The 12949-nt window shown below is 70.9% G+C and carries 13 protein-coding genes and 1 pseudogene; 12 read left to right on the top strand and 2 right to left on the bottom strand.

What is annotated here, in order from left to right:
- Positions 1 to 66: 66 nt before the first annotated feature.
- The 6 genes and pseudogenes from ACWCQS_RS02680 (at position 67) to ACWCQS_RS02655 (ending at position 6404) form a co-directional block, all read left to right on the top strand.
- Entirely contained in the window at positions 67 to 1092 is a 1026-nt protein-coding gene (locus ACWCQS_RS02680) for a LacI family DNA-binding transcriptional regulator (protein ID WP_451002779.1), read from the top strand.
- 121 nt (positions 1093 to 1213) lie between these two features.
- A pseudogene (locus ACWCQS_RS02675) lies at positions 1214 to 1372 on the top strand (endo-1,4-beta-xylanase); the annotation flags it as partial.
- Between the two features lie 74 nt (positions 1373 to 1446).
- Positions 1447 to 2490: an LCP family protein gene (locus ACWCQS_RS02670; protein ID WP_451002778.1), complete on the top strand. Its 1044-nt coding sequence runs from the start codon at positions 1447 to 1449 to the stop codon at positions 2488 to 2490.
- 148 nt (positions 2491 to 2638) lie between these two features.
- Positions 2639 to 2995 carry a YciI family protein gene (locus ACWCQS_RS02665; protein WP_451002777.1) on the top strand — a complete coding sequence of 119 codons (357 nt, stop codon included), beginning with the start codon at positions 2639 to 2641 and terminating at the stop codon, positions 2993 to 2995.
- A 42-nt stretch (positions 2996 to 3037) separates the two neighbouring features.
- Complete coding sequence (locus tag ACWCQS_RS02660; protein ID WP_451002776.1) at positions 3038 to 4312, top strand: RNA polymerase sigma factor; 1275 nt, start codon at positions 3038 to 3040, stop codon at positions 4310 to 4312.
- A gap of 91 nt (positions 4313 to 4403) precedes the next feature.
- The gene (locus ACWCQS_RS02655) at positions 4404 to 6404 is read left to right on the top strand and encodes a cell wall-binding repeat-containing protein (RefSeq protein WP_451002775.1); all 2001 of its coding nucleotides are present in this window, start codon (positions 4404 to 4406) and stop codon (positions 6402 to 6404) included.
- Here ACWCQS_RS02655 and ACWCQS_RS02650 read toward each other — a convergent pair.
- Positions 6388 to 7575 carry a THUMP-like domain-containing protein gene (locus tag ACWCQS_RS02650; protein ID WP_451002774.1) on the bottom strand — a complete coding sequence of 396 codons (1188 nt, stop codon included), beginning with the start codon at positions 7573 to 7575 and terminating at the stop codon, positions 6388 to 6390. The genes ACWCQS_RS02655 and ACWCQS_RS02650 overlap by 17 nt on opposite strands.
- A 90-nt stretch (positions 7576 to 7665) precedes the next feature.
- Here ACWCQS_RS02650 and ACWCQS_RS02645 point away from each other — a divergent pair, with 90 nt between their 5' ends.
- The 6 genes from ACWCQS_RS02645 (at position 7666) to ACWCQS_RS02620 (ending at position 12598) form a co-directional block, all read left to right on the top strand.
- Positions 7666 to 8613, top strand: coding sequence for a polysaccharide deacetylase family protein (locus tag ACWCQS_RS02645; protein WP_451002773.1), 948 nt, complete (start codon positions 7666 to 7668; stop codon positions 8611 to 8613).
- Positions 8614 to 8672: 59 nt separating this feature from the next.
- Positions 8673 to 9473 (top strand): polysaccharide deacetylase family protein, encoded by an 801-nt coding sequence (locus ACWCQS_RS02640; RefSeq protein ID WP_451002772.1) that lies wholly within the window; start codon positions 8673 to 8675, stop codon positions 9471 to 9473.
- A 324-nt stretch (positions 9474 to 9797) separates the two neighbouring features.
- On the top strand, positions 9798 to 10106 hold the full coding sequence (gene groES / locus ACWCQS_RS02635; protein WP_039652762.1) for a co-chaperone GroES: 309 nt from the start codon (positions 9798 to 9800) through the stop codon (positions 10104 to 10106).
- Between the two features lie 124 nt (positions 10107 to 10230).
- On the top strand, positions 10231 to 11856 hold the full coding sequence (gene groL / locus ACWCQS_RS02630; RefSeq protein WP_450984263.1) for a chaperonin GroEL: 1626 nt from the start codon (positions 10231 to 10233) through the stop codon (positions 11854 to 11856).
- Between the two features lie 209 nt (positions 11857 to 12065).
- Positions 12066 to 12344, top strand: coding sequence for a type II toxin-antitoxin system Phd/YefM family antitoxin (locus tag ACWCQS_RS02625; protein ID WP_451002771.1), 279 nt, complete (start codon positions 12066 to 12068; stop codon positions 12342 to 12344).
- Positions 12341 to 12598 carry a Txe/YoeB family addiction module toxin gene (locus ACWCQS_RS02620; RefSeq protein ID WP_451002770.1) on the top strand — a complete coding sequence of 86 codons (258 nt, stop codon included), beginning with the start codon at positions 12341 to 12343 and terminating at the stop codon, positions 12596 to 12598. The genes ACWCQS_RS02625 and ACWCQS_RS02620 overlap by 4 nt, the downstream gene beginning before the upstream one ends.
- On the opposite strand, the gene ACWCQS_RS02615 is transcribed toward ACWCQS_RS02620, so the two are convergent.
- Complete coding sequence (locus ACWCQS_RS02615) at positions 12576 to 12887, bottom strand: hypothetical protein (protein ID WP_451002769.1); 312 nt, start codon at positions 12885 to 12887, stop codon at positions 12576 to 12578. The two genes, ACWCQS_RS02620 and ACWCQS_RS02615, sit on opposite strands and share 23 nt — an antisense overlap.
- Positions 12888 to 12949: the final 62 nt, after the last annotated feature.

Raw genomic sequence — 12949 nt, 5'->3', positions numbered from 1 at the left:
ATGTTCCGGGAACCTATGGTGCGCGCAAGCCTTCGTCAAGGGGCCCGCGACGATACGATCGGGGGCATGAAGCCTTCGAAGCCCACAGAAACGGCGACCCTCGCCGAGATCGCCCGTGAGGCCGGGGTGTCGGCTCCGACTGTTTCGAAGGTGCTCAACGGCCGCGCCGATGTCGCCCCGGCGACCCGCACCCGGGTCGAGGAACTGCTGCGCGCCCACGGCTACCGGCGCCGCCGCGCCGAGGCGTCCCGCTCCCCGCTGATCGACCTGGTCTTCCACGAGCTGGAGAGCGCCTGGGCGCTGGAGGTGATCCGGGGCGTGGAGAACGTGGCCCGGGACGCCGGGCTGAGCGTCGTGCTGTCCGAGTCGGCCGGCCGGCTCACCCCGGGCCGCACCTGGGCCGACCAGGTCGCCGCGCGCCGCCCGCACGGGGTGGTGCTGGTGCTGTCCGGGCTCGACGAGTCCCAGCGGGCGCTGCTGACCAGCCGGTCCATCCCGTTCGTGGTGATGGACCCGGCGGGCGACCCGGGCCCGGACGTGCCGTCCATCGGCGCCACCAACTGGCAGGGCGGGCTCGCCGCCACCCGCCATCTGGTCGAGCTCGGCCACACCCGGATCGGCGCGATCAGCGGCCCGTCGAGGATGATGTGCAGCCGGGCCCGTGTCGACGGCTACCGCGCCGCCCTGGAGACGGCCGGCTTGCCCGTCGACCCCTCGCTGGTCGTGGCCGGCGACTTCCACCACGACGCCGGCTACCGCCTGGGCCTGCAGCTGCTGCGCCGCCCCGACCGGCCGACGGCCGTGTTCGCGGGCAACGACCTGCAGGCGCTCGGCCTGTACGAGGCCGCCCGTGAGCTGGGCCTGCGCATCCCGGAGGACCTCAGCGTGGTCGGCTTCGACGATCTGCCGGTGGCCCGCTGGGTCGGCCCGCCGCTGACGACCGTACGGCAGCCGCTGACCGAGATGGCCGAGGCCGCGGCCCGGCTGGTGCTGGAGATGGGGCGCGCGCCGCAGGAGCGGGCGGCGACCCGGGTGGAGCTCGCGACCAGCCTCGTCGTCCGCAGCAGTACGGCGGCGCCCGCGGCCGTGTGACGCCGTTGGCCGGAGGGTGACGTATTGACGGGTGGGGTGGGCGCCTCCACACTCTTCCGAAGTCAATCGGTTGTTCAACCGAAACTTTCGGGGCACCGGAATGAGAACTCTGAGACTCGGCTCGGCGTCCCACGAGGTGAGCAGCGAGTGGAACACCGGCTTCGCCGGCCAGGCGAACACCTCCTGCAACGGCTCGGTGCCGGACGGCGGTTCGGTGACGTTCGGCGTCAACGCGTCCTGGAACGGCAGCAATCCGCTACCCACGGTGGCGTTGGGATGAGAATTTCCCAAGAAAGCGGGTTCTCGCAGCTTCCGCTAACAGTCCCCTAATAATTCGGACTTACGTTCCTGCCCGTGACGCGACAAGAGGAGCAAGGCGACGCGGGCAGACGAGTGGGCCGACGGCGGAGAGCGCTGAAGGCCGTCGGCCTCACTCTGGCGGGATTCCTGGTGCTGGGCACGGCCGCGGCCGGCTATGCGTATTGGCATCTCAACCACAACATCAAGAGCGTCGACATCAACAGCGCGCTCGGCGACGACCGCCCGGCGAAGGCGGTGATCGCCCCGGCGGCCACCGCCGCCCCGCTGCCGACCGGCTCCCTGAACATCCTGGTCCTCGGCTCGGACTCGCGCAGCGGCAAGGCCAACCAGGAGCTCGGCGGCGGCGACAGCTCCGGTGCCCGCTCGGACACGGCGATGGTCGTGCACCTCGACGCGGGCCGCACGAGGGCCACCGTGGTCAGCATCCCGCGCGACACCCTCGTCACCCGCCCGTCCTGTCCGCTCGCCTCCGGCGGCTCGACGGCGGTGGCCTACGGCGCGATGTTCAACAGCGCATACGCGGTGGGCGGGCCGGTGTGCGCGGTGAAGACCGTCGAGTCGATCACGAACGTCCGCATGGACCACTACATCGAGATCGACTTCTCCGGCTTCGCCAAGCTGGTCGACGCGCTCGGCGGGGTCGACGTGACCACCACGCAGAACATCGACGACGACCAGAGCCATCTGCACCTGAAGGCCGGCCCCCACCACCTCGACGGCAAGCAGGCCCTCGCGCTCGCCCGCACCCGGCACGGCATAGGCGACGGCAGCGACCTCGGCCGCATAGGGCTGCAGCAGATGCTGGTCAAGGCCCTGTTGGAGCAGATGGCCGCCACGAACCTGCTCACCGACCCGGCCAAGCTGTACCGGGTCGCCGACGCGGTGACCGCGAGCCTCACCACGGACACCGGCCTGGGCTCCCTGGGCGAGCTGACGCGGCTCGGCCAGAGCCTCAAGGGCCTGACCGCCGACCATGTGAAGACGGTGATGATGCCGGTCGTCACCGCCCCCTCCGACCACAACCGGGTGATCGCCAACGAGCCGGCGGCGACCAGGCTGTGGGCGTCCCTGCGCTGAGCCGGTACGGCCCGACGACGAGCGGAGAAGGAAGAGCGGAGAAATCCGCCGGAAAAAACTTCGGGGATTGTGTCGATCCGGGTGTCTGCCGTTCGACGCATGGGTGAGCGGCGGGGACAGGCCCCGCCGCCCGACCGAAGGAGCCACCATGCCCCGCTATCTGTCGCTCGTGCGCATCGACGAGTCCGCCGCCCCCGCCGAGGGCCCCAGCCCCGAGCTGATGCAGCGGATGGGCGAGCTGATCGAGGAGGTCACCAAGGCCGGCGTCATGCTCGACACCGCCGGGCTCACCCCGTCGGCCCAGGGCACCCAGGTGCGCTGGGAGGGCGGCAAGATCTCCGTCACCGACGGGCCGTTCACCGAGACCAAGGAGGCGGTCGGCGGCTACGCGATCATGCAGTGCAAGGACAAGGCCGAGGCCCTGGAGTGGGCCAAGCGGTTCCTGCAGGTCCACGAGGACTTCTGGACCGTGACCTGTGAGGTGCGGGAGATCGCCGAGGGCTGAGTGCCTGGCGTCGTGTCGTACGGCGGTGTTGCATGGTGGGCTGTGGAACCACAGCCCACCCCGGCACAGCCCGGCACCGCCCATGCCATCGAGACCGTCTTCCGTCTGGAGTCGCCCCGCGTCATCGCCGGTGTCGCCCGGATCGTCCGGGACGTCGGCATCGCCGAGGAACTGGCGCAGGACGCGCTGGTCGCCGCCCTGGAGCAATGGCCCTGCGACGGTGTGCCCGACAACCCCGGCGCCTGGCTCATGGCGACCGCCCGGCACCGCGCCGTCGACCTGATCCGGCGCCGCGAGACCTACGCCCGCAAGCTCGCCGAGATCGGCCGGGACCTGGAGACGACGGCCCCACCGGAGGCTCCCGCCGACCCGGACGACATCGACGACGACCTGCTCCGGCTCGTCTTCACCGCCTGCCACCCGGTGCTCTCGCCCGAGGCCCGCATCGCGCTCACCCTGCGCCTGCTCGGCGGCCTGAGCACGGCCGAGATCGCCCGCGCCTACCTCGTCCCGGAGCCGACGATCGCCCAGCGCATCGTCCGCGCCAAGCGCACCCTGGCGAGGAGGAACGTCGCCTTCGAGGTGCCCTGCGGCCCCGACCGCGAGGCCCGCCTCGGCTCCGTCCTGGACGTCATCTACCTGATCTTCAACGAGGGGTACGCGGCCACCGCCGGTGACGACCTGCTCCGCCCCGGCCTGTGCGAGGACGCGCTGCGCCTGGCCCGCGTGCTGTCCGCGCTGATGCCCAAGGAGCCGGAGGTGCACGGGCTGACCGCGCTGCTGGAGTTCCAGGCCTCCCGCACGGCCGCCCGTACCGGCCCCGACGGCGCACCCGTCCTGCTCAAGGACCAGAACCGCCGCCGCTGGAACCGCATGCTCATCGCCCGCGGCATCCGCGCCCTGGACCGGGCCGGCGCCACCTCCACCGGGGCCCCGGGGCCGTACGCCCTCCAGGCGGCCATCGCCGCCTGCCACGCGCACGCCTACCACTACGAGGAGACCGACTGGCGTGCCATCGCCACCCTGTACGGCCTGCTGGCCGCCCGGGCCCCGTCCCCGGTGGTGGAGCTGAACCGCGCGGTCGCCGTGTCGATGGCCGACGGCCCGGCCGAGGGCCTGAAACTGGTGGACGCCCTGACCGCCGAACCCGCCCTGCGCGACTACCACCTGCTGCCCAGCGTCCGCGGTGACCTGCTGGCCCGCCTCGGCCGCACGGCGGAGGCGCGGACGGAGTTCGAGCGGGCGGTGGCCCTCACACGCAACGAACGCGAGCGGCAGCTGTTGCTCGCGAAAGCGCATTCCCTTCCTGATCACTGAGGGTTTACAGTTGCGCGGCTGCCACGCAACCTGCGTGTCACCTTCCGCAGGCTGGGCAGCATCATCCGCTACCTGTGGGGGGGTACACCCTTTGTCGTATCTCAGATCCTCCGCGCGGCGCAGGGCCGTCGCGCTCTCCGTCGCCACGGCCCTGGCCGCCGGCACCGGCGTGGCGCTGGCCCCGGGCGCGTCGGCCGGCGCCTCCGGCTGGACCGCGACCGGCGGCATCCTGACCGCCGACCTGGACGGCACCGTCTCGCAGCTGTACGAGGACGGCACCGCGCCCGTGGCCCGGGTGAAGAACGCCATGAAGCCCGCCTGGTCGCCCGACGGCAGCCGCATGGCGTACGTCAACCAGTCGACCGGCCGCGTCAACGTCGTCGGCCACGACTTCGCGGGGCCGGTGGAGCTTCCGGTCAACACGACCAACTCGATCCTCGCCGACGACCCGACCTTCCTGTGGGGCGGCAGCCAGGTCGTCTTCACGCTCAGCGGGCGGCTGCGGGTCGCCCCGTCCGACGGCAGCCGCATCCAGCGGCACCTGTTCGCCACCGCGCAGGAGGGCTGCGACAGCCAGCCCAGCGGCGCCGTCGACGGCAAGCTGGCGTTCATCCGCTCGGGCAGCACGTGCAGCGGCGACACCCGCTACGGCGCCGTGTGGCTGTACGACGGCGCGACCGGCGGCCTCAAGCAGCTGGTCACCGGAAAGGCGAACGCCCCGGCCATCTCCCCGGACGGCACCACGGTCGCCTACACCGTCGGCGGCAAGCTGTACACGGTCGCCGTGGCCACCGGCACGGTCACTCCGCGGCTGCCCGACGAGACCGGCACCATCGCGCGGCCCGCCTGGTCGCCCGACGGCACCCGGCTGGCGTACGAGCTGACCACGGCCTCCGGCGATCACCAGGACCAGGTCCTCGACCTGTCCACGGGCACCACCAAGGTCCTCTACGACTCGCCGACCACCACCAAGTCGGACCTCGCCTGGCAGCCGCTGCGCAAGAACGCGCTCGGCCGGGTCTGGGGCGCCGATGTCCAGGGCACCAACATCGCCGGGTCCCGCTGGACCTGGAACACCCTCGGCAAGAGCGAGCCGGGCCTGATGAACGCCTCCTCCGCCGTCCTGGTCTCCAAGGACAGCCAGGCGTACGCGCTGACCGCGCCCGCCCTCGCGGGCAAGAAGCACGGTCCGGTCCTGATGACCTCCGGCAGTGCGCTGGACTCGTCGGTGCAGACCGAGCTCAAGCGGATCCTCAAGCCGGGCGCGAGCGTCTATCTCATCGGCGGCACGTCGATCCTGAGCAGCAGCGTCGCCTCCAAGGTCAGCTCGCTCGGCTTCACCCCGAAGCGGCTGGCGGGCACCTCCCGCTACTCGACGTCGGTCGCGGTCGCCAAGTCGGTCACCAGCGCCCCGGACTACGTCTTCATCGCCACCGGCACCGACTACCACTCGGCGCTCGCCGCCGCGGCGGCCGCCGGCGCGGACGGCACCAGCAGCAAGGCGGTCGTCGTGCTCAACGACGACAACTCGCTGACCTCGTCCGTGAAGTCGTACCTCAACGGCCTGGACCCGCGGAACACCTACATGATCCCGGTCGGCGCCTCGGCGAAGTACGCGCTCACGCACACGTCGTTCTCCAACTGGCCGTCGACGTACACCTACTACCCGGTCACGGCGAGCACCCACGAGGGCACCGCCGCCGCGCTCGCCCGGTTCTGGTGGTCCGGCCCCGGCAACGCGGTCCTCGTCTCCACCGGCAGCTGGCGCGACGGCACGACGGCCGCCGCGGCGATGAACGTCTTCGGCCCGCTGCTGTGGACGTCCGCCGACCCGCTGTCCGCCGACACCAAGTCCTACCTGGTCAAGGGCGCCGCGAACATCAACGGCGTGGCGGCCTTCGGCGGCACCGGCTCGGTGTCCACCGCGGCGCTGAACTCCGCGGGCACCGCGATCAGCGCGAGCAGCAGCCAGTGGACGTACACGCCGTACTACAACGGCCTGGAGCCGGCGACGAGTTCGCCGGCCACTCCGCAGCGGGCGGCCACGGTCTCGCCCGACCTCGGCGCGCTGCGCGCTACGGCAGCGCAGTAGCCGCGGGCGGTGTCGCGGGGGCCCCGATCAGCATGGTCGGCGCCCCCGCGACCCGGGTGAGGAACACCGTCGCCGCGTTCGGCCCCTGCGGCTTGACCTTCCTGCGCAGTTCCTCCGGCTCGACGGCCGACCCGCGCTTCTTCACGGTCAGCGTGCCGACCTCGCGCTCGCGCAGCAGGGCCTTCAACTTCTTGACGTTGAACGGGAGTTGGTTGCTGATCTGGTAGGCGGAGGCGTACGCCGTGGGGCGCAGTTCGTCGGCGGTGACATAGGCGATGGTGGGATCGATCAGCCCGCCGTCCAGGTGTTCGGCCACCTCGGCGACCAGATGGGCGCGGATGACGGCGCCGTCGGGCTCGTACAGATAGCGCCCCACCGGCCGGACCTCCGGGTCGGGCAGCCCCTTGCCGACCAGCGTGCGCGGGCCGGGCAGCAGGGTGGCGCGCACCGCGCCCGGCTCGGTGCCGAACCACACCACCGCCTCCTTGACGTCCCCGCCGTCCGAGATCCACTCGGCCTCGGCGTCGGCGGGCACCGCCTCGTGCGGAATGCCGGGCGCCACCTTCAGCGCCGCGCGGGGTGCCGTGCGGGCGGCCCCGATCGCCCAGGACAGGGGCGGGGAGTAGGCCTCCGGGTCGAAGATCCTTCCGCGCCCGCCCCGCCGTGCGGGGTCGACGAACACGGCGTCGTAGCCGCCCGTGTCGACCTCGGTGACGTCCGCCTCGCGGACCTCGATCAGCTCGCCCAGCCCCAGCACCTCGGCGTTCGCCCGCGCCACGGCGGCGGTCACCGGATCCCGGTCCACGGCCAGCACCCGGATCCCCGCCCGGGCGAACGCGATCGCGTCCCCGCCGATCCCGCAGCACAGGTCGGCGACCGAGGTCACGCCGAGCTTCGTGAACCGCTCGGCCCGGTAGGCGGCGACGCCCGCCCGCGTCGACTGCTCGACCCCGTTCGGCGTGAAGAACATCCGGCCCGCGTCCGCCGTCCCGAACTTCGCCGCCGCCCGCTGCCGCAGCCGGGCCTGGCCGAGCGCGGCCGACACCAGCTCGGCGGGGTGCTCGCGGCGCAGCCGGGTGGCGACGGCGAGTTCGTCGGCCGGGGCGGTGTCGCGGACCTCGTCGAGGAGCGCACGGCCTTCGGGGGTGAGGAGAAGAGCGAGGTCGTTCACCGGGTCATTGTGGGCCAGTCGATGGATCGTGCGCCTCCGGCGGCGGTGTCGGCCCGGGCTCCGGGCACCGTCCTGGGAGGATCCGGCGTCATGCGAGCTGTCGTACAAAACGATAAGAACCGGGCTCGCCGTGGATGTCTGGTCCTCGGCTGCGGAGCCGCCGCGCTGGCCTGTTCCGCCGTTCTGACCAGCTGCGCCGGGCCCGACACGACCCGCCCCCCGTCCAGCCAGGCCGGCCCCGGCGTGACCCGCCCCGCGTCCGGCCGGGGCGGCCCCGCACAGGCCCTGAGCCCCCAGGCCCGCCAGGCCGTGGAACATGCCCGCCTGGTCGCGGCGGCCAGACGCTGGGGGCTGGCGGAGGCCCCGCTGACGCCACCACCGCCACCCAGGACGAAACCGGAGATCACCGCGCGGGCCGGTTTCGAGGTGAGCCACCAGGGCGACTGGGACCTGCCCCCGGTCTTCACCACGATCCCCACCAGGCAGAAGATCGTCTTCCTCACCATCGACGACGGCTCCGAGAAGGACCCCGGCTTCCTGCGGATGATGCAGGACCTGAAGGTCCCGTACACCGCCTTCCTCAGCAACTACCTGATCAAGGACGACTACGGCTACTTCCGCAGGATGCAGTCCTACGGCCACACCCTCGACAACCACACCCTGCACCACCCCTATCTGCCAGGTCTGTCCTACGAGGAGCAGAAGGCCGAGATCTGCGGCATGCAGGACATCATGGAGAAGCAGTTCGGCAGCCGCCCGACGGTCTTCCGGCCCCCCTACGGCAACTACAACCAGGACACCCTGCGCGCCGCCAAGGCCTGCGGCATCAGATACGCGCCGATCTGGAACGAGGAGGTCTACGTCGACCACTGGGAGTACCGCGAGGACGACCAGAAGATGCGCCCCGGCGACATCGTCCTCACCCACTTCCGCGGCCGCTCCGACTGGAACGGCACGATGGTCGACGACATGCGCCGCTTCCTGGACAAGGTCACCCGCGAGGGCTACGCCGTGGCCCGCCTGGAGGACTACCTGTGAGGCCGGGGGCGGGGTACCGGGGAGCGGGCCCCCGGCGGTGCCGCCCGGGCCGGTACGCCGTGGCGCTCCTCGCCGCGGCCCTCCTCCTCACCGGCTGCGCCCAGTCCGTCGACCCCATCGAACGCCTCGGCAAGAAGGCCGCCGAAGGAGTGCACCCGCCCGGGCCGGGCCCCGACCAGACCTACCGCCGCTGGGGCCTGACCGAGCCCCTCGCCCGCCCGCCGCGGCCCGCCGCCCGCGCCCTCGTCCTCACCCCGCAGCACGGGGGCCGCGCCCTGCCCGGCGTCGTGGACCACGTCCCCACCCACGACCGGGTCGTGTTCCTCACCTACGACGACGGCGCCGAGAAGGACCCGCGCTTCGTCGACATGGTCCGCGAACTGCGACTGCCGGTCAGCATGTTCCTCACCGACAGCATCGCCGGCCCCGCCTACGGCCACTTCGCCCGTCTGCACCGGCTCGGCGCCGGCATCCAGAACCACACCCTCGACCATCGCGCGCTCGCCGGACTGCCGTACGCCGGACAGCGCGCCGAGATCTGCGGCCAGCAGGAACGGCTCAGATCCCGCCTCGGCCTGCGCCCCCGCCTGTTCCGCCCGCCGTACGGCGCGTACGACATCACCACCCTGCGTGCGGCGGCCGGCTGCGGCATCTCCACGGTCGTCCTGTGGCGAGCCGCGATGACCCCGACCGACCTCGTCTACATCCACGGCGAACATCACCTGCGCCCCGGCGACATCATCCTGGTCGGCCCGGACGAGACGACAGGGCCGAGCCTGCGGGAGCGCACGGCGCGGGTGCTGCGCAGGGTGCAGCAGCGGGGGCTGACGGTGGGGCGGCTGGAGGACTACCTGGACTGATCGGCGGCATCAGTCAGCCCGTCCGGCGTTCGAGGACGAGGGCCGCCAGGCCCGACGCGGGGGTCTGGGGGCGGCAGCCCCAGGACGGCAGGGCAACACCGGCCACCAGTAACCCCGCGCGGGCAGGATTCGGCCGACGCGCCGCACGGCATTGGCACTCCGCTTGACCGAGTGCTAACCCCGGTCATAGTCTCGGCTCTGGCACTCCGCAGGTGAGAGTGCCAACAAAGCGACGGGCAGGTCCGGCACCCGCGACGACGGATCGACCTGGTCGCCACCTCAGACAGTTAACCCCGTGAGATCTCCGAAGGGGGAGGTCGGATCGTGACGACCGCCAGCTCCAAGGTTGCCATCAAGCCGCTCGAGGACCGCATCGTGGTCCAGCCGCTGGACGCCGAGCAGACCACGGCCTCTGGCCTGGTCATCCCGGACACCGCGAAGGAGAAGCCCCAGGAGGGCGCCGTCCTCGCCGTGGGCCCGGGCCGGTTCGAGAACGGCGAGCGCCTTCCGCTCGACGTCAAGGTCGGCGACGTCGTCCTGTACAGCAAGTACGGCGGCACCGAGGTGAAGTACAACGGCGAGGAGTACCTCGTCCTCTCGGCTCGCGACGTGCTCGCGATCATCGAGAAGTAGTCCACCTCGAAGCAATCCATTGCTTTTGAGCTGCGCCCCTGGCCCCCGCGACCGATAACGAAGCCGGGCGCCCGGGGCGCAGTTCGTCTTTCACCCACAGATTTCCGAGAGGGCTCCCGCTGTCATGGCGAAGATCCTGAAGTTCGACGAGGACGCCCGTCGCGCCCTCGAGCGCGGCGTCAACAAGCTGGCCGACACGGTGAAGGTGACGATCGGCCCGAAGGGCCGCAACGTCGTCATCGACAAGAAGTTCGGCGCCCCCACCATCACCAACGACGGTGTCACGATCGCCCGCGAGATCGAGATCGAGGACCCGTACGAGAACCTCGGCGCCCAGCTGGTGAAGGAGGTGGCGACCAAGACCAACGACATCGCTGGTGACGGCACCACCACCGCCACCGTGCTGGCCCAGGCGCTGGTGCGCGAGGGTCTGAAGAACGTTGCCGCCGGCGCCTCCCCGGCCGCCCTGAAGAAGGGCATCGACGCGGCCGTCGCTGCCGTCTCCGAGGACCTGCTCGCTTCGGCCCGCCCGATCGACGAGAAGTCCGACATCGCCGCCGTCGCCGCGCTGTCCGCCCAGGACCAGCAGGTCGGCGAGCTCATCGCCGAGGCGATGGACAAGGTCGGCAAGGACGGTGTCATCACCGTCGAGGAGTCCAACACCTTCGGTCTGGAGCTGGACTTCACCGAGGGCATGGCCTTCGACAAGGGCTACCTGTCGCCGTACTTCGTGACGGACCAGGAGCGTATGGAGGCCGTCCTCGACGACCCGTACATCCTCATCAACCAGGGCAAGATCAGCTCCATCCAGGACCTGCTGCCGCTGCTGGAGAAGGTCATCCAGGCCGGCGCCTCCAAGCCGCTGCTGATCATCGCCGAGGACGTCGAGGGCGAGGCCCTGTCGACCCTGGTCGTCAACAAGATCCGCGGCACCTTCAACGCCGTCGCGGTGAAGGCCCCCGGCTTCGGTGACCGCCGCAAGGCGATGCTGCAGGACATGGCGATCCTCACCGGCGCCACCGTCATCTCCGAGGAGGTCGGCCTCAAGCTCGACCAGGTCGGCCTGGACGTGCTGGGCTCCGCCCGCCGTGTGACGGTCACCAAGGACGACACCACGATCGTCGACGGCGCCGGCAAGTCCGAGGACGTCCACGGCCGCGTCGCCCAGATCAAGGCCGAGATCGAGAACACCGACTCCGACTGGGACCGTGAGAAGCTCCAGGAGCGCCTCGCGAAGCTGGCCGGCGGCGTGTGCGTGATCAAGGTCGGCGCCGCCACCGAGGTGGAGCTGAAGGAGAAGAAGCACCGTCTGGAGGACGCCATCTCCGCGACCCGCGCCGCGGTCGAGGAGGGCATCGTCTCCGGTGGTGGCTCCGCCCTGGTGCACGCCTCCAAGGTCCTCGAGGGCAACCTCGACAAGGCCGGCGACGAGGCCACCGGTGTCGCGGTCGTCCGCAACGCCGTGGTCGAGCCGCTGCGCTGGATCGGCGAGAACGCCGGCCAGGAGGGCTACGTCATCGTCTCCAAGGTCAAGGACCTGGAGAAGGGTCAGGGCTACAACGCCGCCACCGGCGAGTACGGCGACCTGATCAAGGCCGGCGTCATCGACCCGGTCAAGGTCACCCGCTCCGCCCTGGAGAACGCCGCCTCCATCGCCTCCCTGCTGCTCACGACCGAGACCCTGGTCGTCGAGAAGAAGGAAGAGGAAGAGCCGGCCGCCGCGGGCCACGGCCACGGCCACGCCCACTGAGCGCTGCGCTGAGCCGACGGTGCCCAGTTCCCTACGGGGGACTGGGCACCGTGCGTTTGACCCTGTGCCTGTGCCGACTTCGTGGACGCCCCTGACGAAACGTACCGGCTGATACATGAGGTGAGTGCGACTGGTACCACATGCTTGTACCATGCGACTGGTACGGCATTCCCGTACCGGTCCTGCCGTTCCTGTGGAGGGAGATGGCCATGTCCATCAGCGCCAGCGAGGCCCGAGCCAGGCTCTTCCCGTTGATCCAGCAGGTCAACGACGACCACGAGCCCGTCGAGATCACCTCCAGGAGCGGCAACGCCATACTGATGTCCGCCGATGACTTCCGCTCCTGGCAGGAGACCGTCTACCTGCTGCGTTCGCCGGTCAACGCCGCCCACCTCATGGCAGCCGTCGCGGCCGACAAGGCTGCCGACACTCCGGTGATCACCAAGAGCATGGAGGAACTGCAGGCCCTGGCCGAGGACGGCGAGTGAGGGACGTACGGTTCCGTCCCACGGGGTGGGAGGACCTCCTGTACTGGCAGGAAGCTGACAAGAAGCTGTTCCGGAAGCTTGTCCGCCTCATCGGCGAGGTTCAGTGCGACCCCTTCACCGGTATCGGCAAACCGGAACCACTGAAGGGTGACCTGTCCGGCTACTGGTCCCGCCGGATCGACGACGAGCACCGACTCGTCTACCGGGCCACCGAGAAGGAAGTCGTGATCATCAAGGCCCGGTACCGCTACTGACGTCCACGGGGTGCCACCGGGACACCGGTGGGTACGACGGCGTGGACAGTCGACGCACCCTGTTGTCGTCCGTCACCTCGTACACCTCGATCCGCAGCAGATCGCGGACGTGGCCCGGAACGCGCTCGACGGCCTTCACGGAGGAGGACGGCACGACGAGTGCGTACCGTATCCGGGCGTCCTGGCTCGTCATGCGGCGCAGCAACTGCCCGTAGGCGATGTCGGCGTCGATGCCCTTCTCACTGGTGCGACCCTTGGCCTCGCAGATCAGCCGCTCCTCGCCGCGCACCGCTTCGAGGTCGGTCCAGCGGTCCGCGGTCGAAGAAGCCCAGGACGGCCGGCAGCGGCACG

It is taken from the genome of Streptomyces sp. NPDC002076 (assembly GCF_053593835.1).
The sequence above is the reverse complement of the archived record's forward strand: the minus strand, read 5'-3'. Positions and strand labels throughout refer to the sequence as shown.